We start from the raw sequence: 25396 nt of genomic DNA, 5'->3' as shown, positions 1-25396 counted from the left end.
GAGCCGACCTGAGCCGAGGCTAGTCGACCGATCACTGCGCCCTGCGCAATTGGCGGCACGCGGCTCGGTCAGAAAAGGGCGCCGATCAGCTGGCGGTGTGCTCCTCGCGGAAGCCCGGCATCCAGGTGCGGACCAATTCCATGAACGGGAGCTCGGCGTCGAGCTGGGCGAGGATGCCGACGGAGCCGCCGAGCACCCGGAAGATCATCACGTATTCCGCCGGGAGTTGCAGGGCGCGCGCGGTTTTCATCTCCTGGCTGGAGATGTCGGAGGCCTTGCCCGCGACCCGCTGCATCCACCGGCGGGTGAAGTGGAACGAGTCGGACTTGATCGGATCGGTGAACGGACGCAGATAGTCGGCGATCTCCTGGTGTGTGACCGTGCGCCCGGGGATGACCCAGCCGTTGTCGTACATCAACTCGGTGAGTTCCTCGAACCGTTCCTCGACCGCGAGTGCGAGCATCCGGCCGAGTACCACGGGGAAACCGTTCGGCAGGGGCGCGCAGGCGCCGAAGTCGATGACGGCGAGCTTGCCGTCGGGCAGCATCATGAAATTGCCGGGGTGCGGGTCGGCGTGCAGCAGGCCGACGGTCTCGGGGGAGGAGAAGTGGAAGCGGCCCATCAGGCCCGCGACCCGGTTCCGCAGATCGCGGGTGCCCTCGGGGTCTTCGGCGCCGGCCTTGATGATCGAGGACACCGCGGTGCCGTCCAGCCATTCGGTGACGATCACCTTCGGTGCGCTGGCCACCACCTTGGGCACCACGATTTCCTGGTGCCCGTCGAAACCCTTGGCGAAGGCGCGCTGGTTGGCCGCCTCGTTGCGGTAGTCCAGTTCCTCCTCGGTGCGCTCGGTGATCTCGGCGAGGATCGGCTTCACATCGGCGCCCGGGATGACCGACGCGAGCAGCCCGGTCATCCGGTTCAGCGTCTTGAGATCGGCGCGCAACGCCTCGTCCGCGCCGGGATACTGCACCTTCACCGCGACCGTGCGCCCGTCCGACCACACCGCCTTGTGTACCTGGCCGATGCTGGCCGACGCGGCCGGTGTGTCGTCGAACTCCTGGAACCGTTGCCGCCACTGGGTGCCGAGCTGCTGGTCCAGCACCCGATGCACGGTCTCGGCCGGCATCGGCGGCGCGGCGGCCTGCAACTTGGTCAGCGCCTCGCGGTAGTGCTCGCCGAACTCCTCGGGGACCGCGGCCTCCATCACGCTGAGCGCCTGCCCGAACTTCATCGCGCCGCCCTTGAGCTCGCCGAGCACGGTGAACAGCTGCTCAGCGGCCTTTTGATTCAGCTGTGCGTTGATCTCGGACTTGTCGCCGCCGGCCAGCTTCTTCCCGAACCCCACGGCGGCCCGACCGGCGATGCCGAGCGGAATCTTGGCCAACTTGGCGTTACGGGATGAGCGGCGGCGCACAATCTCAGACACATACCCATCATGGCGGAAGAAGCCGGTTCTTAGCCATGGCAATCTTGAATCGCTGCCGTCGGCGGGAGTGACCCCGGTCACGTGTCCCGCGCCGCCGCCGGGGTGCGCGTGTCCGCTCGACATGCGGTGAGTCCAGCGGGAATTCGCCGGCAGCCGCAGTCCGCGTGTCGTGACCACTGCCGTCGGCCGAGCCGGTGCGTCGCCGGATCGAACTCGAGCGTTGTGTCCAAGGTCGCCAGCGACCGGCGGGTGGACAGCGCCAGGATGTCGTCCACCTCGCTGACCGCGAGGGCGGCGATGGCGGCGACCTTCGCCGGCGACGCATGCCCGACCCGGCCCAGCAACTGCGCGGCCATATGCGGCCAGTCCGCGTCGTTGTCCGCGCGCAGCAGATCGGCGCAGCGCAGGCAGCTGGTCGCGCCGGGCAGCACGAGCGGGCCGATCACGCCGCGACCGTCGCGGATCCGCACCGGCAGGTGCGCGACCCGATGCTGCACCAGGTCCTCGATCAGGCGCGGATCGGTGACCATCGTGTCGGCCAGCACCACGAGGTCGGCCTGCCAGCCGGACACCGGCGCGGCGTGCGGCCGGTAGTCGCGCGAACGACTCGGGCGGACACCGAGTTTGCGCAGTCCGGTGGCGATCGTGTCGGACAGCGGGCCGAGTCCGTGCACCCGCACCGACCGGATCCGCCCGCTGCGATCGTCGGGGTGATCGAGCAGTCCGGCCTCGTCGAGCAGGTCGAGCAGCGCCATCGCGTGGTCCGGCTCGATACCGCATTCGCCTGCGCGCCAGACGATCTGGGGCCGGGTCTGGGTGCCGTCCAGCAGGCGCAGGAAGGCGAGCACGGTATCGGCGTCCAGGCCGGCGGCGTCGAGCAGCACCGCGGTCTCGGGATGCCAGCCGAGTTGCACGACGCCGGACGGGCGCACCAGCACGGTGAGCTGCGGGGGCAGCATCGGACCACGGCACAGGGATGTCATGCCCGGCAGTATGCGCAACCCGGAATGGTGAAAAAGCGACGAATCCCGTAGTTATCCACAGGGATTCGTCGCTACCAACAGGACAATCAGGCGGACGTGCCGCTGTCCTTGCCCAGGTCGGGCCCGGACTGCTCGTCGTCCGCCTGGCCGGCTCGCTCGCGCTCGGCCCTTTCCCGCGCCTCGGTCTCCGCCAGCTGCGCCAGCGGATCGTCGAACGCGGTGGCGCCGCCGCCGATCACCGAATCGATGAAGCCGGCGGGGGAGTCCAGGTCGTTGGAGTCCGGCAGCAGGTCCGGGTGCGCCCAGACGCCGTCCCGCTTCTCCATGCCCGCGTCGCCGGTGAGCCTGCGCCACAGCGCCGCTGCCTCGCGCAGCTTGCGCGGTCGCAGCTCCAGCCCGACCAGGGTCGCGAAGGTCTGCTCCGCGGGGCCGCCGGTGGCGCGACGCCGGCGCAGCGTCTCGGCCAGCGCACCCGCGCCGGGCAGCCGATCGCCGACCGCGTCGGTGACCACGACCTCCACCCAGCCCTCGATCAGGGCGAGCAGGGTCTCCAGTCGTTCCAGCGCCTGCTTCTGCTCCGGCGTGGTCTGCGGCTCGAACGCGCCCTGGGACAGGATCTCCTCGAGCTTGCCCGGATCGGTCAGCGCCGACGGATCGATGCCCTGGGCGGCCTCCTCCAGCGCGGAGAAGTCCATCCGGATGCCGCGCGCGTAGTCCTCGACCGCGGCCAGCACCTGCTGGCGCAGCCACGGCACGTGCCCGAACAGCCGCTGATGCGCGGCCTCCCTGGCCGCGAGGAACACCATGATCTCGCTCTCCGGCTGCTCCAGGCCCGCGCTGAAGTCCGCGATCGCCGCGGGCAACAGGGCGGCGGTGCCGGACGGACCGAGCGGCAGGCCGATATCGGTGGAGGTCAGCACCTCCTTGGCCAGCTGGCCGAGCGCCTGACCGAGCTGCGAACCGAAGGCGAGCCCGCCCATCTGGCCGAGCATGCCGACCATCGGCGCCGCGAACTCCTTGGCCTCCTCGGGCAGCGACGCGGTCCACATGCCCGAGATCTGCTGGGCCACCGGGTCACAGAGCCGCTGCCAGGTGGACAGGGTCTCTTCGATCCAGTCGTTGGCGGTCCACGCGACGGTCTTGCTCGCGCCGGCGGGCAACGTGGTCGCGCCGTCGAGCCACAGCTCGGCGAGGTGCGCGGCATCGGTGACCGCGCTCGCGGTCTTCGCCGACACCGGGGTGACGCTCGCACCGAGCTGCTGGCGGGCCAGTCGCTTGGCGACGTCGTAATTCACCGGGCCGGACTGCGCCGAGCCCGGCTGCCCGATGCCGCTGAGCATCTGACCGAGCGAGGTCAGCATCTGGCCGAGCTGGGACGGATCGAAACCGCCGCCGGGGCCACCCACTCCGAACGGGTTGTTCGACTCGGGACCGCCCGGCTCGTCACCGCGCTTGCGGTCGTCGTCGTCGCGGTTCGAAAATCCGAAGGGGACGTCACTCATATGCTTCACGTTACGCGTGCGGTACAGGCAGTTGATGTTCGCGCGGCGCGAAATCGGAGACGCGCGGGAGCGCCGAATGTCCGCCTCCGCCGTCCGCGCACGGCGGCCATCACTACTGTGGTCCAGGTGAATCGTCGGATCCTCACCCTGGTGGCCGCTCTGATCCCGGTGCTCGTGCTCGGCGCGCTCGGCACCGTGCTCACTGTGCCGTTCGTCGCACTCGGCCCCGGCCCCACCTTCAACACGCTCGGCAAGGTCGACGGCAAGGAGGTCGTCGACGTCCGCGGGGCGGAGGTGGATCAGACCACCGGCCACCTGAACATGACCACGGTGTCGGTGCGCGACGGGCTGAGCATCTTCGAGGCATTCGGCTTCTGGGTGAGCGGCAAGCACGGCCTGGTGCCGCGTGCCGAGGTCTACCCGCCCGGGGTGTCGCGGGACGAGATCGACAAGTCCAACCAGCAGGACTTCAAGGATTCCGAGAGCAACGCCGAGGTGGCCTCGCTGCACTACCTGAACATGCCGACCGTGGTGCTGCTGCGCAAGGTGGCAGAGGACGGCCCGGCCAAGGACGCGCTGAAACCCGGCGACGAGATCATCAGCATCAACGGTGCGCCGATCGCCGCGCCGAAGGACGTGGTGACGGCCGTGTCCGCGCAGCCGCCCGGCGCGCAGCTGACCCTGCAGGTGCGCCGGGAGAGCGCCGAGCAGACCGTGCAGGTGACCCTCGGCGCCCGGCCCGACGACAAGGACAAGGGCTACCTCGGCGTGACGCCGGGGGAGGGCGCGCGCCCGCCGTTGCAGGTGGACTTCAACCTCGCCGACATCGGCGGCCCGTCGGCCGGGCTCATGTTCAGCCTCGCGTTGATCGACAAGCTCACCCCCGGCGAGCTGGACGGCGGCAAGTTCGTCGCGGGCACCGGCACCATCGATCAGGACGGCAAGGTCGGGCCGATCGGCGGCATCCAGTACAAGATGATGGCCGCGCGTGAGGCCGGCGCGGAGACCTTCATGGTCCCCGCCGCCAACTGCAACGAGGCCAAGCAGCGCACGCCCGAAGGCCTGCGCCTGGTGAAGGTCGAAAACCTCACCGGCGCCGTGCAATCGCTCAACGACCTCAACGCGGGCAAGGAACCGGTCAGCTGCGGCTGACGCGGGTCAGTCGAGCCCGGACCACTCCAGCGTCGCGTGCAGCGCGTCGATGAGGTTGGGCGCCAGGTTCGGGTAGGTGCGCAGGTCCAGGTCGCCGAAGTCGTCCTCGTCCTCCTCGGGACGCAGTTGCAGCAGGCACAGCGACGCGCCCTCGCGCAGCACCGCGGCGAACAGCCGGGCCTCGCGCCGCTCCGGGTGTGCGTCGGCCGCGGCGCGCGCGGCGGCGTCGGCCGCCTCGTGATCGGCGAGCAGCGGCACCAGCGCCTCGTCCAGGGTGGATTCGGCGTCCGGCGGCAGCACCACGATCTCCTGCACCAGCACGCAGCCCTGCACGGCGGGCGGCCAGCTGGTGGTTGCGAGGAAGTCGTCGAGCGCCACCGAGCCGCCGGTGATGTCGTCCGGAAACAGTTCCTGGGCAACGGGAGTCAGCTCGGCCGCCTCGTCGACCTCGTCGACCAGCTCGGGCTGGGCCGCGATCAGATCGCTGGTGGGCACCAGCGCGAACATCTGCGGCGGTCTGCCCCACCCTTCGGCGTCGACGAATTCGGCGACCTCGCGGACGGAGCGGGCGAGGACGAGTTCGGCGTGCAGATCTGCGGGGGTCACGGTGAACATCCAATCAAACGAACGGCGCGGGCAATCCACAAACCCGCTGCTTCACACTCCGCCGACCATCGCGGGCAAGTTTCGTGAGCGTCGAACAATAGGCAGGGCATGGCATCGGTGTCCGATTCCGTAGAGTGGGGCCGGACGGTCCGAGAGGACCACCCGCAACATCGGACTGCGGCATCTCGGCCGGACGTATCGGCGCGAGTACCGCCGGACCTTGGAGAGTGGCATCGTGGGCATGCGGCCCCCCACCGGCTTACCTTCGCTTTCCCGACGCAGCCGCGTACTGCTGCTGGCGGCGATCGCCCTCGCGGCGTTGCTGCTGCTCGGTCCACGACTGACCGACACCTACACCAATTGGTTGTGGTTCGGCGAGGTCGGTTTCCGCAACGTGTATCTCACGGTGTTGCGGACCCGGATCCTGCTGTTCCTCGGCGTCGCCATTTTCGTCGGTGTGGTGGTGTGGCTGGCGTTGCTGCTCGCCTATCGGTCGCGGCCGGTGTTCGTGCCGGTGGCGGGACCGAACGATCCGATCGCGCGCTACCGCACCACCGTGATGAGTCGGCTTCGGCTGTTCGGCGTCGGTATCCCGGTGCTGCTCGGCCTGCTGTCCGGCCTGGTGGCGCAGTCGAATTGGGTCACCGTCAACCTGTTCCTGAACAGCAGCTCGTTCGGCGAGCAGGACCCGCAGTTCCATCTCGACGTCAGCTTCTACGCGTTCGAGTTGCCGTTCTACCGGATGATCCTGAACTGGTTGTTCGTCGCGGTGGTCATCGCGTTCTTCGCCAGCCTGGTGACGCACTACGTCTTCGGCGGGCTGCGGCTCAGTGGCCGCGAGGGCACGCTGACCCGCGCCGCGCGCATCCAGTTGGCCGTCATCGCCGGGCTTTTCGTGCTGCTCAAGGCGATCGCCTACTGGTTCGACCGCTACGAGTTGCTGATGAGCAGCCGTAAGGAGCCCACCTTCACCGGTGGTTCGTTCACCGATATCAACGCGGTGCTGCCGGCCAAGCTGATCCTGCTGTCCATCGCGGTGATCTGCGCGCTCGCCTTCTTCGCCGGCATCGTGCTGCGCGATCTGCGGGTGCCCGCCATGGCCGCCGCGCTGCTGGTGCTGTCCTCCATCCTGGTCGGCGCGGTGTGGCCGCTGGTGGTCGAGCAGTTCTCCGTGCGCCCGAACGCCGCGGACAAGGAAAGCGAGTACATCCAGCGCAATATCGCCGCCACCAGGCAGGCGTTCGGCATCACCGACGACAAGATCACGTATCAGGACTACAAGGGCGAGAGCAACAAGAGCCCGCTGCAGGTTCCGGTCGACGCGCAGACCATCGGCAACGCCCGGCTGCTCGACCCGAACATCTTGTCGCCCACCTTCACTCAGCTGCGCCAGCTGAAGAACTTCTACGGCTTCCCGGAGTCGCTGGACATCGACCGCTACAACCTCGACGGCGATGTGCAGGACTACATCGTGGCGGCGCGCGAGCTCTCGCCGGCCGCGCTGAGCGGTAACCAGAAGGACTGGATCAACCAGCACACGGTCTACACGCACGGCAACGGTTTCGTCGCCGCGCCCGCGAACCGGGTGAACAAGCCGCAGACCGACGACCCGAACGCGACCGGGGGCAGCAGCGACAGCGGCTACCCGATCTTCATGGTCAGCGACCTGTTCACGCCGCCGGACAAGCAGCGGATCAAGGTCGACCAGCCGCGCATCTACTTCGGCGAGGTGATCTCGCAGGCCAGCCCGGACTACGCGATCGTCGGCGCGAAGGAGGCCCAGCGGCCGCGCGAATACGATTCCGACACCGCGCAGTTCACCTATGACGGCAAGGGCGGCGTGCCGATCGGCAACTGGTTCAACCGGCTCGCCTTCGCCGCCAAGTACGCCGAGCGCAACATCCTGTTCTCCTCGGCCATCGGCGACGACTCCAAGATCATCTTCAACCGCGATCCGCGCGACCGGGTGCAGAAGGTCGCGCCGTGGCTGACCACCGACGGCAACGCCTACCCGGCGGTGGTCAACGGGCGGATCCAGTGGATCGTCGACGCGTACACGACCCTGGACGACTACCCGTACGCGCAGAAGACCTCGCTGGACGGGGTCGAGGACAGCATCGACAAGAAGACCGGCAGGCTGCTGCCGCGCAAGCAGGTCAGCTACATCCGCAACTCGGTCAAGGCCACCGTGGATGCCTACGACGGCACGGTGAAGCTGTACGAGGTGGACTCGAAGGATCCGGTGCTGAAGGCCTGGCGCGGGGTGTTCCCCGGGGCGGTCGAGCCGGAGAGCGCGATCACGCCGGAGCTGCGCGCGCACTTCCGTTACCCGGAAGACCTGTTCAAGGTGCAGCGCGAGATGTTGACCAAGTACCACGTCGACGATCCGCGCGAGTTCTTCACCAACAACGCCTTCTGGTCGGTGGCCGCCGACCCGACGATCGACGGCGGGGCGCCGGCCAACCAGCCGCCGTATTATGTGCTGCTGGGCGATCCGAAGGGCGGGAACAAGCCGGTCTTCAATCTGACCAGCGCGATGGTCGGCTACAACCGGCAGTTCCTGTCGGCCTATATCTCGGTGCGGTCGGATCCGGACGACTACGGCAAATTCACCATCCTGCGCTTGCCGACCGATACTCAGACGCTCGGCCCGCAGCAGACGCAGAACCGCATGACGACCGCGCCGGAGGTCTCGCGGGAGAAGACGCTGCTGTCCAATTCGAACAAGATCAAATACGGCAACCTGCTGACCCTGCCGATCGCCGACGGCGGCATCCTCTACGTGGAGCCGTTCTACAACGAACGCAATACCGGAGCGAACACCGCGACCTTCCCGCAGCTGCTGCGCGTGCTGGTGAGTTATCGGGACGACGCGGGCAGCGTGAAGGTGGGCTACGCCTCGACCCTGGCCGAGGCGCTGAATCAGGTGCTGCCCGGAAGTGGCGCGCTGGCAACGCCTTTCGGTGGTGACTCGGGTACGCGACCGCGGCCGGGTTCGGTTCCGACGCCGCCGGCCGAGACCAGCACCCCGCCGCCGAACACCGGTACTCCGCCGCCGAACCCGGGCACCCCGCCGCCGGCCGGTTCGTCGGCGGCCAAGGATGCCGCGGCCGCGGCGCTGAACCAGAAGATCGAAAACGTGCGTAATGCCATGCGCACGGGCAACTTCCAGGACTTCGGCCGGGCCCTGGACGAGCTGGACGCGGCGGTCAAGGCGTACCAGGACGCCGGGCGCTGACCACCCGATAACCGAACGAATACGCCGCCATCACGAAGATGGCGGCGTATTTCGTTACGGTAAATGGCTTTCCGGCTTCGAATGCGATGCCGATCTATTCACAGCGTATGAAACATTGGTAGCAAAACAAATTCAAACGCGGCTATATCCGGATGGTGCGGAGGCCGGATCGCCATACAGCGGTGTGCATAAACGAATCGGCGCTGCTATCCCCTCGGGGACAGCAGCGCCGATTCGGGCTCGGCCGAGACTCAGCGGCCGGCGATCGACTCGATCAGCGCGCCGTTCTGGTCCAGGATCTGCTGGAACTGCGCGTCCAGGCCGTGCTGCTTGGCCAGATCGCTGCCGAGCGACTTGGCCTGCTCGACCAGGGCCTTGGGGCTGCCGGGGACGGCGGGGAGGGCGGGTGCGGCGGCCTCGGGAGCCGGCTCCGGCTCCTGCACGGCCTGCGGCTCCGGCTCGGAGGTGCCCGGCTTCAGGTACTGGCCGCACACCGGCCAGGCGCCTTGGCCCTGCGTGGCGAGCACGTTCTCCGCGACCCGGATCTGCTCCTCCTTGCTGGCATTGTTGGCAGAGCCGTGGCCGCCGTTGGCCGCCCAGGTGCTCTGCGAGAACTGCAGGCCGCCGTAGTAGCCGTTGCCGGTGGCGATCCCCCAGTTGCCGCCGCTCTCGCACTGCGCGACGCCGTCCCAGTTGTGGGCGGGCGCGGCCGATGCGGTCGCGGTGGAGAGTGCGAACGGGACGGCAACAAGGGCGCCGGTAACAGCGGCAAAGCCGAGGGCGCGAGCGTTGAACTTCCGGTTCTCAGTCATAAGTGCATTTCCCTCCCTGCGCCTACCAACTCGGCGAAAAAGCCGCCGGTCCCTGCCCCCAGGTTGTCGGGGATCCTCGAGCCGCGGGGCAGGGTCGCCGGTATTCGAGCGGTTCGAGTTCGAGCCCTTCACGGATGATCCGGGCCGTGAACGCACGGTAACGAAGAAATCTCGGCAGATCACGTCTTGATAACACTCGCATTCCATGATGCGAATAACCCGAATATGGCCCTTTGCGCAGGTCGCAAATGCCGCCGACACGCATTCTGGACGGTCTGTTATAGCAAGGTTATGTGTTCGAGATCACCACGTTATTGTGACCCGGATCACGTTTAACCGGTTGCCGCGGACGGTGATTGGCCCATGCACATGGCAGATCGCGCTCGCATGGCGCGGTGGGCGTCGCTGCGAGCCGGTGTGACCCGGCTCTCCGCCCTCGATTTTTGCCCGCGCACGCCGGGGCGAGCCTGCCTGCGAGGTCATGAATACGACCGTTGACCAGGCGATTTGGCGTCCGCGTGAACCCGTGTGTAATGTTGTGTTTACCGACGCGGGGTGGAGCAGCTCGGTAGCTCGCTGGGCTCATAACCCAGAGGTCGCAGGTTCAAATCCTGTCCCCGCTACAACGAAGAAGGGCCCGGAACGCACAGTTCCGGGCCCTTCTTCTTTTTCCCGCCGGTCGATTGCTCAGCTTGTCAGTGCGGCGACGACCAAGGCGAGTGGGCAGTCGAGCGGTCGTTCAGAGGCCGTCTGCCGACACTGTGAAGTGGTGAGCGGAAATGTGCAGATGGTGGCGCATGTAGAGGCGGTGTGCGGCGGCCCGGTCGGGGCCGACACCGGAATCCAGATGGACGCCTTCGCAGTTCAGCCGCAGCGCCTCCTGCTTCGCCCACGCCATCAGGAGATCCGCGTAACCGTGACCGCGCGCGGTGGACGCGGTGATCAGGTCGTCCACGTACAGGTGATGTCCCCACGCGCTGTGCCACGCCTCGCGGAAGCCCAGCACCGAGACGGCCGTGTCGCCCCTCCCGGCGAACACGCCGGCGAGCCGGTAGCCGCGCGGCCGGAGGTCGGTGTCGACGAAGTCGACCAGCGCGTCCACCGTGCCCCACCGCGGCCGCAACTCGAGCAGCGTCGCCGCCGCCAACTTGGTCCGATCTGCACTGATTTCACGAATCTCGGGCATGGAACCGACGCTAGCGCCGCCCCACCGCCTCGGCCGAGGTCCACTTCGCCTCAACTCTGCCAGTCCACTGGCCGGCGGGTGAGCGATGCCCAGATCTTGGTTCAGTCGCGCACGGTGCGCCGACTCGGCAGGCATGCGGGGTCGTGAGTGAACGCGCCGCCGGTGGCGAGGTGGCCTCGTCGGCGTCGCGCGTGCGGTGGCTAGGTGTGTTGCTGGGCGGCGTCGCGGGTGCGGATGCCGTCGAGGATGACCTGTAGCTTCCAGGTCTCGCGGGCGGTGCCGCCGACCGTCAGCAGCGGGGCGAGTTCGCGGATCGTGGGGTAGTCGCCGGCGGGTAGGGCCTGGTAGGTGGCATCGAGTCGAGTGGCGGTGTCAGCCAGGGATTCGGCCGGTTTGTCGGTGGCTGCCCGTGCGGCGGCCTCCAGGGCGGCCGAGGCGATGTATTGGAGCAGTAGGTCGACGGCCCAGGCGCAGGCGGCGTCGCGGATCCCACCGACCCGCAGGAGGCGCAGCATCTCTTCGACCAGTCGCAGGATGTGTGGTCCGGTGGGGGCTTCGGTGAACGCGACGGCGGCGAGGTCGCGGTGCGTGGCCAGGGCGGCGACGGTGCGTTCGACGAGAAGTTCCAGGCGGGCGCGCCAGTCACCGTCCGTTTCGGCAGGCAGCTCGACCGCGGCCACGGCCAGGTCGTGGGTCAGCAGCATCAGCTCGCGCCGGTCGTGCACGTAGACATAGAGCGACGCCGAGCCGGTATCGAGAACCTGGGCGACGCGGCGCATGCTCACCGCGGCGCAGCCCAGCTCGTCGACCAGGTCGAGGGACGCGGCCACGATCGCGTCGAGGCTCAGCGGAGCCTTCGCGGGACTGGTGCGGGGATTGGGGCGAGGGGAGCCGGGCATGCGCCGAATCCTAGCTTGACAAACAGTGCTCGGAGCGAGCATCGTTCGCAACGATCAGTGATCGTTACGATCGGTGATCGTCCATCATGTAGAGGAGTTGTCATGAAGGTGATCGTGTTCGGTGCGGCCGGACGGGCGGGTCGAGCAATCGTGACCGAGGCGCTGGCCGCCGGTCACGATGTCACCGCCGCGGTCCGTGACCCGGCCAAGCTCTCAGCGGCCGACCGGCTGACCGTGGCCCGCGCGGACGTTCGTGACCCGGACAGTGTGCGCGCGGTAGTCGCGGGACGCGACGCGGTGATCAGCGCGATCGGCCCAGCCGGCCGCCACGCGCACGGCCTCTACTCCGACGCCGCCCGCGCGATCGTTCCCGCGATGCAATCGACCGGAGTGTCCCGCCTGATCGTCATCACCTCCAGCGGCGTCCGCCGCGACGACCCGAATCACGCACTCTGGTACCGCTGCCTCGCCCGAACCCTGATGAACGAGCTCTACGGCGACATGCGCCTGATGGAATCGATCATCAGTGAATCCGCCGTGGACTGGACCTTCGTCCGCCCCACCCGCCTGACCGACGACCCGCCGACCGCGGCCTACCGGGTCCAAAACGGCGAAACCCCGAGCGGCGGTTGGAAAGTGCCCGTCCTCGACGTCGCTCGATTCATCGTCGAAGAACTGGACGGCCACCGCTGGTCACGCTCCGCGCCGACGCTCGCGCAGTAGCCTCACACCTCGTCCAGCGCACGCCGGCCGGTCACCGGCCCCCACACCCAGACCAGCGTGACCATGGTGAGCAGCGCGACGGTGATCACCGAGAACACCAGCCCCGGCCCGTTCGCCCGGTCGAGCAGCGGCAACAGCAGGAACGGCAGCAGCGCCGTGCTCACCTTGGACAGTGAATAGGTCGCGCCGGACGCAGTGCCGCGCACCGCGGTCGGGAACGACTCCGGCAGATACGCGTGGATGGCGTCGGAGAAGACATTGCTGGCGATGGTGAACAGCCCGCCCGACAACAGGATGAGCGGCACGCTGGTGGCGAACCCGAAGGTCAGGCCGAACAGCGCCATCAGGGTCGCGGTCCCCATGACGAGATACTTGCGTTCGATCCGCTCCATCAACGGGATCGCCAGCAGCGACCCCAGCGGGTACCCGAGATAGGTGATGGCCAGGTAACTCAGCGAGGTGACCACCTCGAATCCCTTGCGGTCCAACACGAGTACCGCCAGGGTGCCGAAACCGTAGTAGCCGAACACCTGCAGGATCATCACCGCGGAGAACAGCGTCGTCCTGGCCCGGTACGGCGGCATGACGATCGCGCTGAACGGCAGACCCTTCGTCTTGTTCGCCTGTCGCGCAAGCCAATGCGGCGATTCGGGCATGTCCCGGCGCGCGACGACCACCACCGCGGCGCCGAGCCCGCCGATCACGAACAACCAGCGCCAGCCGTCGATGCCGAAGGGCTGCAACGGAACCAGCCATTTGGCCAGGAACCCGACGGTCGGCACCGCGCAGAAGCCGATCGTGTACGCCATGGCGATCATCCGCCCACGCACCTGCGGCGGAACCACCTCCGAGAGGTAGGTGTCCGACACCGTCATCTCGGCGCCGATCCCGAGTCCGGCGAGGAATCGCGTCGCCATCAGGAAGGCGACGTTCGGGCTGAACGCGCCGAGCAGGGTGAACCCGGAGTACAACGCGATATTCACCATGAACATGCGCCGCCGCCCGAACACATCCGACAACCGGCCGATCACCAGCGCGCCGAGGAACTGCCCGGCGAACGCCGACGCGAGGATCCCGCTGAGCTGAAACGTGGACAGGTGCATCTGCTGCTTCAGCACCCCGGTGATCGTCCCGGCGAGGAACAATTCGTAGAGATCGAAGAACAATCCGGCACCGACCAGCGCGACCAGCTTGCGATGAATGGGACGAACCGGAAGTTCGTCCAGCCGTAGCCGTTCCCGGCCGACGTCGGATGTTGTGGTCATCCCGCCATACTCCTGATCAAGCCCCCTTCCGGCAACAAATCAGCGTGGTGTGTCCGGTTCGTGTCGCTTGCCCGTCCGTTGCCGGAACGTGCCCGTCCGGAACTCCGATTCCGCCCTGTCCGGCGGGCCCCGGTGGTTGACTTGGCCGCGTGCAGGCCGCGTCCGGCCGCACGTCAGTACACCGAGGTCAGGAGGCCACGGATATGCCTACGCACGATGGAAGCTGGTCGCAGGGAACGCCCTGCTGGGTCGACAGTCAGGTCGACGACACCGCGCGGGCCCGGGAGTTCTACGCGGAGCTGTTCGGCTGGGAAATCCTGGATAGCCCGCCGGACGCGGGCGGCTATCTGATGGCGCTACGTCACGGCAGACCGGCCGCGGGGATCGGGCCCAAGCCCGACGGCATGGCCATGCCCTCGGTGTGGACCACCTACTTCGCCGCGGACAGCGCCGGCGCGATCGCCGAGAAGGTTACGGCGGCAGGCGGTTCGGTGCTGATGGCGCCGTTCGACGTGCTCGACGTCGGTCGCATGTGCGTCGCCGCGGACCCGATCGGCGCGATCTTCGGCGTGTGGGAAGCCAAGGCGCACAACGGTGCGGGCATCCACAACGAGGACGGCGCGTACTGCTGGAACGAACTGCACACCGATCGGTACAAGCAGGCACAGGAGTTCTACTCGGCCGTATTCGGTTGGCATTACACCGAAATCGGTGACGGCCAGAACTTCGTCTACGCCACCTTCGCGCTGACTCAGGACGGGGCTCCGGTCGGCGGCGTCAACGACGCGAGCAAGACGCCCGGCGACGCTCCGTCGTTCTGGCTGACCTGGTTCCAGGTGGACAACACCGACGCCTCCGTCGCCAAGGCCACCGAGTTGGGGGCCACGGTCCTGATGGGGGTGCACGACAGCCCATTCGGCCGGATGAGCGTGCTGCAAGGCCCGCAGGGTGAGGCGTTCGGCGTCATCGATCCGTCGACCGTCGCCGAACCGCAGGCCGGCGCGTAGTCCGGAGCGCGGCGAAAGATCAAGGAAGGGCCGGTGTTTCGACGCCGGCCCGTTCTTATCGCTGCGTGATCGGCGGGACGGCCAGGTCGGTTCGCCGAGTGCTCACCTTGACCGCCTTGTTCTCCGCCGCCGCGGCGGCATTGGCCAGTTCGACATTCTCGGGCGCGGCGGCGGCCTTGTCGGCGGCCCGGACGGCTTGATCGGCCTCGAAGGCCCCGAGGAAGCTGTCGGTGGCGTCCTCGGTGGCGAGCACCGCGGCCAAGGCGGCGCGCGCCGCGTCGGCGGCGGCCTGTGCGGCGGTGGCGGCGGTCGAGGCGGCCTCGGCGGCCTTCGTCGCGCTGTCGATTCCGGTGTGGATGGCCGCGCGCGGGCTGCCTGCCTTCGCCTTCCGATCGGTTTTCGCACCGGGGGCCGTGGCGCGGTCGGCGGCTGCGGCGCGATCCCGGGCGCTCGCGGCCCGCTGCCGTGCCTGCTGGATCAGCGCGTGGGTGACGGGCTTCTCGATCGAACGAGCGCCGGGTGCCCGACCGTTGACGTCCTGAGCATCCGCGCCGCCGGCTCCGGACAAAACCAGAGCCGCACACGCGGCAACCAGGACAACGACTCGGGGGCGATCCCTACGCATAAGCCCTCCATCGATGGAAGAAGACCAGCCAGTCTGGTTAACCGTACGTCCGAACGGCCGGATTCGGTGCGACCTCGGCGTGGCGTGGCGCGTTCCCTCCCGTCCGCGCCGCAGGCCGCTGATCAGCGAGATCCGGGCGGCGTGCGGGCCACCAGGCCGTGCTGGTGGGCGTAGACGACCGCGTGGATGCGGTCACGCACACCCAGTTTGGCGAGGACGCGCGAGACGTGGGTTTTCACCGTTTCCTCCCCGACTCCGAGCTGCGCGGCGATCTCGGCATTGCTGCGCGCGTCGGCGAGCAGCAGCAACACCTCGAGCTCACGCGCGGTGAGCTGCTCGACCTCGGGCGGGGTGTGCGGCGGCGCGAGAGTGGTGGCGAAGCGCGCGGCCAGACGGCGGGTCATCGACGGATCGATGAGCGCGTCGCCGCGCGCCGCGATCCGGATGGCGCCGACGAGTTCTTCCGGCGGCAGGCTCTTCAGCAGGAACCCGCTCGCGCCGGCCCGCAACGCGCGATACAGATTGGCCTCGCTGTCATAGGTGGTGAGCACCAGGACGTGCGTGCCACCCGCCGCGACAATGGCCTCGGTGGCGGCGAGCCCGTCCAGCTTGGGCATGCGCACATCGAGAATCGCGACATCCGGTCGCAGCCTTGCGGTTTCGGCGATGGCCGTACGCCCGTCGCTGACCTCGGCGACGCAGTCCAGATCGGCCTGGCTGTCGAGCACCGCCCGCAGGCCGGAGCGGAACATGCTGTGGTCGTCGGCGATCAGCACCCGGATCGGCATGGTCACGACCCGCCGATCGGCACGGAAACCGTAGTGTGCCAGGATGTTCCGGTCGCATCGGGACCGTAGTCGAGTTCGCCGTCGAAGAGCTCGGTGCGGCGCCGGATCCCGCCGAGTCCGCGCGGCACCGCGGTGTCGCTGACCGCCGGTATCGGCGGAATCGGGTTGGTCGCCCGCAGCACCACCCGGTTCGGCTGATACACCACCGCGAGCCGCGCGTGCTCGCCGTCCCCGTGCCGCAGCGCGTTGGTCAGCATCTCCTGCACGATCCGATACACCGTGACATCCAACGACTCCGGCAGCTCGACCACCGAACCACGCACGGCCACTTCGACATTCAACCCGGCGGCCCGGACATGCTCGACCAGCCCGTCGATATCGGCCAGCCCGGGCTGGCGCTGCCCCTCGTCGTCGCGGCCGTGCAGTAGATCGAGCTGCCGCCGCAGATCCACCATCGCGGCCCGGCTGCTCGACTCCACCGCCGCCAGCGATCGGGTCGCCGCGCCGTTCGCGGTGTCCGCCATGGCCATTCGCGCCGCACCCGCGTGGATGCCGATGGCGCTGACATGATGGGAGATGACATCGTGCAGGTCCCGCGCGATCGCCGCCCGCTCGTCGGTCACCGCCCGCTCCAACGCGACCTGCTGCTCCTGCCTGCGCAGCCGCTCGCGCTGCTCGAGGTCGGCGATGTAGGCGCCACGCGCCGCGGTGTACCGGCCGACCAGCCACGGCACGCAGCCCGCCGCCGTCGTCGAGGCGATCAGCAGCCGCCAGTCGTGCCCGGCGTGATCGCGCGAGAGCAGATGTGCCGCCGCGACTCCGCCGCACAGCACGAGCATGGTCAGCACCGATTTCGGGCCGGCCAGCCACGCGCCGGTCCGGTACCCGGCGACCAGCAGGCCGACACCGGCGAACTGCCCGTCGAAGCCGTGCCGTTGCAGCAGCCCGGTGACCACCAGCCGGATCAGCACCTGCGCCACCGCGACCGCGCCGGCCGTGCGCGGCGGCGCGGCCAAGGCCAGATCGACGACCACGATGCCCGCCAGCACCGCCACCGTCGACCACGGTGCGACGCCGAAGATGCCGCACACGCCGATCGCGACCGCGTCGATCAGCGCCGCCACCGCCGCGACCACCAGCGACTGGCGGGCCAGCGACCTGCTCACATCCAACAGTTCGCCACCGCCTTCGGGTTGTCGGAGCCGTCGCGGGCGATCCTAGCCAGATCGGTTACCGGGCCGCCGACAACTCTGCCCGCCGCCGCGCCCGATCGCGTCCCCCGCGCGGGGGACGCTGAATCCCTCGGCGGCGCGATGTTTACGCAGGCCATCGCCCGTAGCGTCGAAATCCGACGCCGGACGATCCGAGGAGATCACGTGGACCGAGTGGAACTACTGACCTACGCGTTGCCCGCCTTCGCGGTGTTCATGCTGGTGGAGTGGATCGCGTATCGCCGCGATCCGGACCGGCCGGCGAACGGCGGATCGGCGCGCGACACCGCGTCCAACATCGCGACCTTTACCCTCGGCCGGATCGCGAAACCGTTGACCCAGTACCTGATTCCGTTCTCCGCCGTGGTGGCGGCCGCCGCGATCACCCCGCTGCACCTGTCCGCGACGTCGTGGTGGGTGTGGGTGCTCGGCCTGGTGGTCACCGATTTCTGCTACTACTGGGCGCATCGCGCCGACCACCGGGTCCGGCTGCTGTGGACCGCGCACAGCGTGCATCACTCCAGCGAGCACTTCAACCTGTCCACCGCGATCCGCCTGCCCTGGGTGCATCCGGTGGCCAACGTCCTGCGCGGAATCGCTTGGGTGCCTGCGGCTTTGCTGGGCTTCCCGGTGTGGATGATCTTCCTGTTGCAGAGCATCGGCCTGCTCTACCAGTTCCCGATCCATACCCAGCGCGTCGGCACGCTGGGCCGCCCGATCGAGTTCCTGTTCAACACCCCCGCCCACCACCGCATCCATCACGGCTCGAATCAGCCCTACATCGACCGCAACTACGGCGGCATCCTGATCATCTGGGACCGCATGTTCGGCAGCTTCGCCGCGGAGTCCGAACCCATCCGCTACGGCCTCACCAAGAACATCGGCACCGGCAATCCGCTGAGGGTCAACTACCACGAACTCGCCGGGCTCGTCCGCGACGTCCGCGGCGCCGACACCTGGCGCGGCCGCCTCGGCTACGTCTTCGGGCCGCCCGGCTGGACCGAACACCGCGAACTCGCGCCGGAACCCGCACCGCGGACGAAGTCGGTCCAGCTCACCTGAACGCGATCCGGGCGATGCTCGGCATCGCCCGGATTCCCTTGTCCGGCAGTCGCTCAGGCGCTGTCCAGGAAGAAGCGGAGGGTGGAGATGTTCGGCGAGCCCTCGGCGAACTCGACGAACGCGACGCCCCTGGTGTCGCCGAACCGGACCGACGCGGTGACCGTGCGCCCGGCGGCGATCAGCTTGCCCCAGCGCATGTTCCGCGCCCGATTGGTGAACTCCTCCACCGAAACCGGTGTGCCGGCCGGCAATTCGACCACGGCGTAATGGCCGAGCAGTCCGCGCACGCGGACGATGTCCGTGCTGCCCGCGGCGGCGAACAGCCGTGAGGTCACCCGGCGGCCGGTTCGTCCGATGCCGCCGAGCGCGCGCAGCATGCCGAGCGCGCCGTCGAAGCCCTGGTTGCTGATCAGCTGCGGACCGAGGCGCAGCGCGGCGCCGAGCCCGCTGGGCCCGGTGCGCAACAGCTGCACGATCATCGGGCCCAGCTCCCAGTGCGCGGCCAGGTGTGCGATCTTCCAGTCGCCGTTTTGCTCGGTCAGCTGGTAGCGCAGATGCATCGGGACCGAGACCCGCGCGCCGGTCGACATGGTGGTCTCGATGGTCAGATCGCGCACCACGATCGGCGGCGCCACGATGTCCCGCTCGACCCGGAAGACGATGCCGTTGGGGCCGATGAAGGTGTCGTAGAAGGCTTCGATGGCGGTGCGGCCGACGTGCGGGCGGGCGCCCACCGGGTCGTTGACCTCGGCGTCGGCGGTGAACAGGTCGACCCACGCGGATTTGTCGTGCACGGCGACCGCGCGCGGGGACGCCTGCACGGCCGTCAGCAGCTCGGCGGCCGAGGGTTCCAGCGGCATGACAAATCCTCCGATGTCGACGATGACTCGTCCCATGGTAGAACAAGTTTCAATTGCCGGATCGCGGCCGCGGCCGCCCGATCGGCCTAGCCGACGGTGAGTCCGGCGGCGTCCCGGCAGTACAGCCAGAGCCGCCAGGCCTGGTCCGGGGTGTAGTGCGTGCGGCGCAGGTAGTGCTCCGGGCGCGGCTTGCGGTCGGCCCAGAACCGGCCCGAGGGCAGCGTGGCCGAGGTCGCGGCGAGCCAGATCGCGGTGTCGGCGCCCTCTTCGGGCGTGCGTAGCAGCGGCCGCGTGAGTCGATGGAAGCCGGGCAGCGACGAGGTGACGCCGGGTGTGTCGGCCCAGCCGGGATGCATGCTGTGCACCGAGATATGCTGCGGTGCATAGTGTTCGGCGAGCAGCGGGGTCAATGCGACCTGTATGCGTTTGGTACGCGCGTACGCGGTGGTGCCCGAGTACCGGCCCTGCCGGTATTCGGGGTCGTCGACGGCCAGCGGCTGCGCGTACATGCCGCCCGAGGACATCAGGATGACGCGCGATCCGTCGGCGGCGTCGAGCAGCGGGACGAGCCGCTCGGTGAGCAGCAGCGGGCCGAGGACGTGCGTGGCCAGGGTTATCTCGTGTCCCTCGGCGGTCTCGATCCGCCGGGGCGGCAGCACGCCCGCGTTGTGGATCAGCACATCCAGGCTCGGTAGCCGATCGGTGAGTTCGTTCGCGCAGGCCCGCACCGAACTCGGGTCGGACACATCGCAGACCGTCACGGAGACCTCGGCCGCCGGATCGGCTTCCCGAATCTCCCGGCAGGCCTGTTCGCCACGCGCACGGTCGCGCACGGCGAGCACCACCGCGGCGCCGAGCCCGGCCAACCCGGCCGCGATCGCCTTGCCGATACCGGAATTCGAACCGGTCACCAATGCCGTGCGTCCGCGCAGGGCGCCCGGCCGCGGGTCGTCCGCGGGCCAGCCACGGCGGCGCAGGGTGATACCGAGACGGCTGTACCCCGGCACGATCGTCCGGTCGAGCAGGGTGTCGAAAAAGCCGGGCGCGCCGGACGCATCGGTCATGGAGCAATTCTCCTGTCTAGCCGCATCGCGGAGCAATAACGATGCATGAACGTTGCAATGGGCCGGTACCTCGCTAGAGTCGAGGCATGGGCATCGAGTGTTCGAGCGTCGTCGCGGCACCCCGGTCCGAGGTCTTCGAGTGGCACACCCGGCCGGGCGCGTTCGCGCGGCTCGCGCCGCCGTGGCAGCCCGCGTCGGTGCTCGCCGAGGCCGCCTCGCTGGCCGACGGCAAGGCCGTGCTCGGCCTGCCGGGTGGCTTGCGCTGGGTGGCGAAGCACGATCCGAGCGGCTACGACCCGCCGCAACGATTCGTCGACCGGATCGCCGTCGACGGTCTCGCCTCGGCGCCCGCGGGCCTGCTGCTGCGCTGGCGGCACATCCACGACTTCGAGGTCGTCGACGACACGCACACCAGGGTGCTGGACCGGGTCGAGACGCCGGTCCCCGGCTTCGTGCTGCGCCCGATGTTCGACTACCGCTATCGCCAGCTCGCCGACGATCTGGCCGCGCACGCCGACGCGGCCCGAGCGGGCTTCACGGCGAAGACCATCGCGGTGACCGGGGCATCCGGACTGGTCGGCTCGGCCTTGACCGCGTTCCTGACCACCGGCGGGCACACCGTGGTCCCCTTGGTCCGGCACGCACCGAAATCCGGTGAACGGCAATGGAACCCGGACGATCCCGCGCCCAACCTGCTGGACGGGGTGGACGCGGTGGTGCACCTGGCGGGCGCGTCGATCGCCGGCCGCTTCACCGACGAACACAAACAGGCCGTCCGCGACAGCCGTATCGAGCCGACCGAGCGGCTCGCGGCGCTGGCCGCCCGCGCCGGAGTGCCCACCTTCGTCAGCGCGTCCGCCGTCGGCTACTACGGCTACGACCGTGGCGACGAGCGCCTGCTCGAAGACGCCTCGCGCGGTGACGGTTTCCTCGCCGACGTGGTCGACGCGTGGGAGTCCGCCGCCGACGCCGCCACCGGGGTCCGAGTCGTCAAGATCCGCACCGGCATCGTGCAATCGCCGCGCGGCGGCACCCTGCGCCTGCTGCGGCCGCTGTTCGCCACCGGCCTCGGCGGCCGGATCGGGGACGGCGAGCAGTGGCTGTCCTGGATCGGCATCGACGACCTGGTGGACATCTACTATCGCGCGCTGTGGGACGGCGCCCTGTCCGGTCCGGTGAATGCCGTTGCCCCGCAACCCGTGCGCAACAGCGAATACACCCATATCCTGGCCGGCGTGCTGCGCAGGCCCGCGCTGGTCCCGGTGCCCGAGTTCGGGCCGGCGTTGCTGCTCGGTGAACAAGGCGCGCGTGAGCTCGCCGCGGCGAGCCAGCGGGTCGTGCCCGCCGTGCTGGACAAGGCCGGACATCGGTTCCGCACACCGGATCTCACCTCGGCGCTGCGTCATCTGCTCGGTCGCGGTCATCCGCTCGGTCGCGCCGGCCGCTGACCCGGACGGTCAGCGGGTGAGCAGGATCTGGTGTACATCGAGGTAACCGCAGCGGAATCCGGCCTCGGCGTGCGCCAGATACAGCCGCCACATTCGCCGGAAGATCGGATCGAAGCCCAGTTCCGCGACCCGGTCGGCGCGCGCGTTGAACCGCTGCTGCCACAGCCGCAGCGTGTGTGCGTAGTGCTCGCCCATCGACAGTTGTTCGCGGACAACGAGTTCGGTGCGCCGCCCGGCCACGTCGGCGAGCAGCCGGGTGGACGGCAGGAAGCCGCCGGGGAAGATGTACTTCTGCACCCAGGTGTAGGTGTGGCGGGTGGCCAGCATGCGGTGGTGCGGCATGGTGATCGCCTGGATCACCGCGCGCCCGCCGGGCGCCAGCACCCGGTCGATGGTCTCGAAGAACGTCTCCAGGTACTCGTAGCCGACCGCCTCGATCATCTCCACCGAGACCACCGCGTCGAATTCACCGCGCACCTGGCGATAGTCGAGCAGATCGATGCTGACGCGATCGGAAAGCCCAGCGGCCGCAATGCGATTCAGCGCGAGCGCGCGCTGCTCCGTGGACAGCGTCACCGAACGCACCTGCGCGCCGCGGGCGGCCGCGCGCAACGCCAGTTCGCCCCAGCCGGTGCCGATTTCGAGCAACCGGGTGCCCGGGCCCACACCTGCGCGGTCGAGAATCCGATCGATCTTGGCCTGCTGCGCGGCCGCCAGATCCGCCCAGCGCGGCGGCGGCGCGGTGGCCGGGAACAACGCGCTGGAATAGGTCAGCGTCTCGTCCAGGAACAGCTCGAACAGATTGTTCGACAGGTCGTAGTGCCTGGCGATATTGCTCCGGCTGTTCGTCTCGCTGTTGCGCTCGGCCGCCGGGTGCTTCGAGACGTAGAGCCGGCGCAGCGCGCGCAGCGGCGCCGGAACGAGCGTGTCGATGTGCGCGGCGAACACGGTGAGCGTCGCGGCCGGATCCGGCGCCGACCAGTCACCCGCCATGTAGGACTCGCCGAAGCCGATCAGCCCGCCCACCCCGAGCCGGGCGGCGAAGTCGGCCGGACGGTGCAGGATCAGCCGCGGCGCGTCCTGCGCGCCGGCGCCGAGCACCGTTGCGTCCGGATACTCCACCCGCAGCGGCAGCGTGCGGACGGCCCGCCGGAACAGCCGGTCCGCCACCGCCGCGGCGATCGCGGCGCGGGCACCCGCCGGCACCCGCTCGACGTCGGGCCAGTACGCCGAGGGTGATGCTGTGACCTGTGTTTGGATACTCACCGCGAATACTCCTCGAAGTGCTTGGCCGGGCGGGGAACGAGAGGCAGGCCGCGCGCCCAGAGCTGCACGCCGTGCCTGCGAATGAGCGCCGAGACCACAAGTGGGGCAAGGGGTACCGCCACTGTCGCGCGCAGGATGGTACGGACGGTGGCCGAATGGCAACGGCCGGTCATCGAGGCGGCGAAAATCGGCTGGTCATCGATGAGGGTGATGGCGACCCGCAGCCGGTCGGCGGGTTCGGGCAGGCGCATCCGGTATTCGCCGCGGACCTCGTTGAACGGGGAGACATAAAAGCTCTTCGCGGTGGTCGCGACGCCGCGGTCGTCGGTGCGCACCAGGTAGCGGTGCCGGCCGCCATAGGTGTTGTGCACCTCCGCGATGACGCAGACCAGGTCGCCGGTGTCGTCCCGGCACCAGAACAGGGTCAGCGGGTTGAACACGTAACCGAGCACTCGCGCGTTGGCGAGCATCCGGACGCGACCGCCGCGCAGGTCGATGCCCTGGGCGGCCAGGTAGCTGTCGACGTTCTCGCGCAGGGTGCGGTCCGGGTCGCCGAGGTGATCGGCGGCCCGGAACCCGGCGAGCGGGCGCAGCCAGCGCGGCAGCTTCGGCAGGTCGTCCAGATCGACCAACCAGCTGTAGCTGCGGTAGCTGAACTCGTGCCGCAACGGGGCCAGGCGGAGGTGGTGGATCCGCGTGCGGACGATCTGTGCCGTCGTGTTCACGATGTACGCACTGTCGCAGCAGGTTTGGCCGCCCATCTGGCACCGAGTCGTTCGGCGGCGCGCAACCCGGACAGCGCGCCGTCCTCGTGGAAGCCCCAGCCGTGGTAGGCGCCGGCGAAGACCACTCGCGCACAACCGATTTCGCCGAGCCTGCGCTGCGCGGCGACCGAACTCGGGGTGTAGCGCGGATGCTGATAGACCATCCGATCGATGATCAGCCCCGGATCGACTCGATCCCCATCGCCCAACGTGACCAGGTAGCGCGGCTCGTCGCCGAGCCGCTGCAATCGGGTCAGGTCGTAGCTGACCAGCACCCGGTCCGTCCGCGCCGTGCAGGAGGGCAGCCGGTAGTTCCAGGATGCCCGGGCCCTGGCGGCGCGCGGCAGCACCGACGCGTCGGTGTGCAGCACCGTGTGATTGACCGAATACGGCATGGCGGAAAGGATTTCCGCCTCCGCGCCGGTCGGCTCGGCGAGTATCCGCAACGCCTGATCCGGGTGGGTGGCGATGACCACGGCATCGAACACCGACACCTCGTCCGCGTCATCGCGCACCGCGACACCGTCGGGGAGCCGGTGCACCGCCCGCACCGGGGTGCCGGGCCGCACGGTGCCGAGTCGCTCGGCCACCGCGCGGACGTAGGTGGCCGAACCGCCGGTCACGGTGCGCCAGGTGGGGGAGCCGAACACGGTCAGCATGCCGTGATGGTCGAGGAAGGTGAACAGGTACCGCGCCGGGTATTGCAACGCGGTGTCCGGGTCGCACGACCACACCGCCGCGACGAGCGGGGTGAGGAAATGCGTGACGAAGTAGTCGGAGAAGCCGTACGCGAACACGAATTCCGCCAGGGTGCGGCCGGTTTCGGCAGTATGGGTCAGCTCGGCGCGGGCCAGGCGATGGAATCGGGGCACCTCGCTGAGCAGGCGCAGATAGCGGCCACGCGCCAATGATCTTGGCGTGGCGAACAATCCGCCGGCCCCGCGGGCGCCCGCGTATTCGAGGCCGCAACCGTCGCAGCGCACCGACATGCTCATATCCGATTCCTGGGTCGCGATGCCCAGCTCGCCGAACAGCCGCAGCAGCGTCGGATAGGTGCGGTCGTTGTGCACGATGAACCCGGTGTCGACGCCGATCGAGCCGCCGTCGCGGCCGGCGACCTGGTGGGTGTCGGCGTGACCGCCGAGTCGACGGTCCGCCTCGTAGAGCGTGACCTCGGCTGACCCCGATAGCACCCAGGCCGCGGTCAGCCCGGCCACGCCGCTGCCGACCACCGCGACCCGCCGGACCCCGTCCGCGCCCAGCGCACTGTGCTCGCCCATCTGTTCTGTTCCTCCTCGTCGCCGGTCACCCGCAGCTGGGTGGCCGGCGGTTTGCCACCGCGGTCGAGCGACCGGGCCGCGGCGCCGTTCCGACACGCCGTGCGGTTCCGGTAGTGCGTCGATTATGCATCGTTTAATGAAAAGGGCAACGCGCGATCCGTCGGGTAGGCAGCGCCGGCCGGGCTGCCGGACGTCAGGGTGTCGTCGACCTCGGGAAGGATTTCGC

General features: G+C 69.0%; 22 protein-coding genes and 1 tRNA gene. 7 read left to right on the top strand and 16 right to left on the bottom strand.

Translation table 11 applies throughout. From position 1 onward, the window contains the following. Positions 1-85: 85 nt before the first annotated feature. The 3 genes from ACFYO1_RS30460 to ACFYO1_RS30450 all read right to left on the bottom strand — a co-directional run bounded on the left by ACFYO1_RS30460 (position 86) and on the right by ACFYO1_RS30450 (position 3914). Positions 86-1429: an ABC1 kinase family protein gene (locus ACFYO1_RS30460; RefSeq protein ID WP_387238138.1), complete on the bottom strand. Its 1344-nt coding sequence runs from the start codon at positions 1427-1429 to the stop codon at positions 86-88. A 77-nt stretch (positions 1430-1506) separates the two neighbouring features. Next, on the bottom strand, positions 1507-2412 hold the full coding sequence (locus tag ACFYO1_RS30455; protein ID WP_387238135.1) for a TOMM precursor leader peptide-binding protein: 906 nt from the start codon (positions 2410-2412) through the stop codon (positions 1507-1509). 86 nt (positions 2413-2498) lie between these two features. Then, a complete protein-coding gene (locus tag ACFYO1_RS30450; protein WP_387238132.1) occupies positions 2499-3914 on the bottom strand; it encodes a zinc-dependent metalloprotease in 1416 nt (471 codons plus the stop codon). A gap of 126 nt (positions 3915-4040) precedes the next feature. Between ACFYO1_RS30450 and ACFYO1_RS30445 the strand changes: the two genes are divergently transcribed. Next, positions 4041-5066 carry a PDZ domain-containing protein gene (locus ACFYO1_RS30445; RefSeq protein WP_387238129.1) on the top strand — a complete coding sequence of 342 codons (1026 nt, stop codon included), beginning with the start codon at positions 4041-4043 and terminating at the stop codon, positions 5064-5066. A 6-nt stretch (positions 5067-5072) separates the two neighbouring features. On the opposite strand, the gene ACFYO1_RS30440 is transcribed toward ACFYO1_RS30445, so the two are convergent. Next, positions 5073-5681: a PPA1309 family protein gene (locus ACFYO1_RS30440; protein WP_387238126.1), complete on the bottom strand. Its 609-nt coding sequence runs from the start codon at positions 5679-5681 to the stop codon at positions 5073-5075. Between the two features lie 226 nt (positions 5682-5907). Here ACFYO1_RS30440 and ACFYO1_RS30435 point away from each other — a divergent pair, with 226 nt between their 5' ends. Continuing rightward, positions 5908-8910, top strand: coding sequence for a UPF0182 family protein (locus tag ACFYO1_RS30435; RefSeq protein ID WP_387238123.1), 3003 nt, complete (start codon positions 5908-5910; stop codon positions 8908-8910). 251 nt (positions 8911-9161) lie between these two features. Here ACFYO1_RS30435 and ACFYO1_RS30430 read toward each other — a convergent pair whose 3' ends face one another. After that, complete coding sequence (locus ACFYO1_RS30430) at positions 9162-9722, bottom strand: transglycosylase family protein (protein ID WP_387238120.1); 561 nt, start codon at positions 9720-9722, stop codon at positions 9162-9164. A gap of 549 nt (positions 9723-10271) precedes the next feature. Here ACFYO1_RS30430 and ACFYO1_RS30425 point away from each other — a divergent pair. Next, positions 10272-10345 (top strand) — tRNA-Met (locus tag ACFYO1_RS30425). Positions 10346-10461: 116 nt separating this feature from the next. On the opposite strand, the gene ACFYO1_RS30420 is transcribed toward ACFYO1_RS30425, so the two are convergent. Further along, a complete protein-coding gene (locus ACFYO1_RS30420; protein WP_387238117.1) occupies positions 10462-10908 on the bottom strand; it encodes a GNAT family N-acetyltransferase in 447 nt (148 codons plus the stop codon). 200 nt (positions 10909-11108) lie between these two features. Continuing rightward, positions 11109-11807 carry a TetR/AcrR family transcriptional regulator gene (locus ACFYO1_RS30415; RefSeq protein ID WP_387238114.1) on the bottom strand — a complete coding sequence of 233 codons (699 nt, stop codon included), beginning with the start codon at positions 11805-11807 and terminating at the stop codon, positions 11109-11111. A 102-nt stretch (positions 11808-11909) separates the two neighbouring features. Between ACFYO1_RS30415 and ACFYO1_RS30410 the strand changes: the two genes are divergently transcribed. Then, complete coding sequence (locus ACFYO1_RS30410) at positions 11910-12530, top strand: NAD(P)-dependent oxidoreductase (RefSeq protein WP_387238111.1); 621 nt, start codon at positions 11910-11912, stop codon at positions 12528-12530. A gap of 2 nt (positions 12531-12532) precedes the next feature. Here the strand turns inward: ACFYO1_RS30410 and ACFYO1_RS30405 are convergent, their stop codons facing one another. After that, complete coding sequence (locus ACFYO1_RS30405; RefSeq protein ID WP_387238108.1) at positions 12533-13795, bottom strand: MFS transporter; 1263 nt, start codon at positions 13793-13795, stop codon at positions 12533-12535. A 203-nt stretch (positions 13796-13998) separates the two neighbouring features. On the opposite strand from ACFYO1_RS30405, the gene ACFYO1_RS30400 reads away from it, so the two are divergent. Then, positions 13999-14802, top strand: coding sequence for a VOC family protein (locus ACFYO1_RS30400; protein ID WP_387238105.1), 804 nt, complete (start codon positions 13999-14001; stop codon positions 14800-14802). A gap of 55 nt (positions 14803-14857) precedes the next feature. Here the strand turns inward: ACFYO1_RS30400 and ACFYO1_RS30395 are convergent, their stop codons facing one another. The 3 genes from ACFYO1_RS30395 to ACFYO1_RS30385 form a co-directional block, all read right to left on the bottom strand. Beyond that, positions 14858-15427: a hypothetical protein gene (locus ACFYO1_RS30395; RefSeq protein WP_387238102.1), complete on the bottom strand. Its 570-nt coding sequence runs from the start codon at positions 15425-15427 to the stop codon at positions 14858-14860. Positions 15428-15549: 122 nt separating this feature from the next. Next, positions 15550-16215 carry a response regulator gene (locus ACFYO1_RS30390; protein WP_387238693.1) on the bottom strand — a complete coding sequence of 222 codons (666 nt, stop codon included), beginning with the start codon at positions 16213-16215 and terminating at the stop codon, positions 15550-15552. Between the two features lie 2 nt (positions 16216-16217). Beyond that, the gene (locus ACFYO1_RS30385) at positions 16218-17381 is read right to left on the bottom strand and encodes a sensor histidine kinase (RefSeq protein ID WP_387238690.1); all 1164 of its coding nucleotides are present in this window, start codon (positions 17379-17381) and stop codon (positions 16218-16220) included. Positions 17382-17600: 219 nt separating this feature from the next. On the opposite strand from ACFYO1_RS30385, the gene ACFYO1_RS30380 reads away from it, so the two are divergent. Then, positions 17601-18488 (top strand): sterol desaturase family protein, encoded by an 888-nt coding sequence (locus ACFYO1_RS30380; protein WP_387238687.1) that lies wholly within the window; start codon positions 17601-17603, stop codon positions 18486-18488. 53 nt (positions 18489-18541) lie between these two features. Here the strand turns inward: ACFYO1_RS30380 and ACFYO1_RS30375 are convergent, their stop codons facing one another. Further along, entirely contained in the window at positions 18542-19348 is an 807-nt protein-coding gene (locus ACFYO1_RS30375; protein WP_387238099.1) for a nuclear transport factor 2 family protein, read from the bottom strand. An 86-nt stretch (positions 19349-19434) separates the two neighbouring features. Continuing rightward, positions 19435-20412 (bottom strand): SDR family NAD(P)-dependent oxidoreductase, encoded by a 978-nt coding sequence (locus ACFYO1_RS30370; protein ID WP_387238095.1) that lies wholly within the window; start codon positions 20410-20412, stop codon positions 19435-19437. An 86-nt stretch (positions 20413-20498) separates the two neighbouring features. On the opposite strand from ACFYO1_RS30370, the gene ACFYO1_RS30365 reads away from it, so the two are divergent. Next, positions 20499-21860, top strand: a complete 1362-nt coding sequence (locus ACFYO1_RS30365; RefSeq protein WP_387238092.1) for a TIGR01777 family oxidoreductase — start codon at positions 20499-20501, stop codon at positions 21858-21860. A gap of 9 nt (positions 21861-21869) precedes the next feature. Here ACFYO1_RS30365 and ACFYO1_RS30360 read toward each other — a convergent pair whose 3' ends face one another. From ACFYO1_RS30360 to ACFYO1_RS30350, 3 genes are read right to left on the bottom strand one after another with little or no spacing between them, the layout of a single operon-like run. Then, positions 21870-23126, bottom strand: coding sequence for a class I SAM-dependent methyltransferase (locus ACFYO1_RS30360; RefSeq protein ID WP_387238089.1), 1257 nt, complete (start codon positions 23124-23126; stop codon positions 21870-21872). After that, the gene (locus ACFYO1_RS30355; protein ID WP_387238086.1) at positions 23123-23851 is read right to left on the bottom strand and encodes a DUF1365 domain-containing protein; all 729 of its coding nucleotides are present in this window, start codon (positions 23849-23851) and stop codon (positions 23123-23125) included. The genes ACFYO1_RS30360 and ACFYO1_RS30355 overlap by 4 nt, the downstream gene beginning before the upstream one ends. Next, entirely contained in the window at positions 23848-25170 is a 1323-nt protein-coding gene (locus ACFYO1_RS30350; protein ID WP_387238083.1) for an NAD(P)/FAD-dependent oxidoreductase, read from the bottom strand. Before ACFYO1_RS30350 ends, ACFYO1_RS30355 begins: the two co-directional genes overlap by 4 nt. Between the last annotated feature and the right edge of the window lie 226 nt (positions 25171-25396).

The organism is Nocardia sp. NPDC006044 (assembly GCF_042871115.1).
Taxonomy (GTDB): domain Bacteria; phylum Actinomycetota; class Actinomycetes; order Mycobacteriales; family Mycobacteriaceae; genus Nocardia.
The sequence above is the reverse complement of the archived record's forward strand: the minus strand, read 5'-3'. Positions and strand labels throughout refer to the sequence as shown.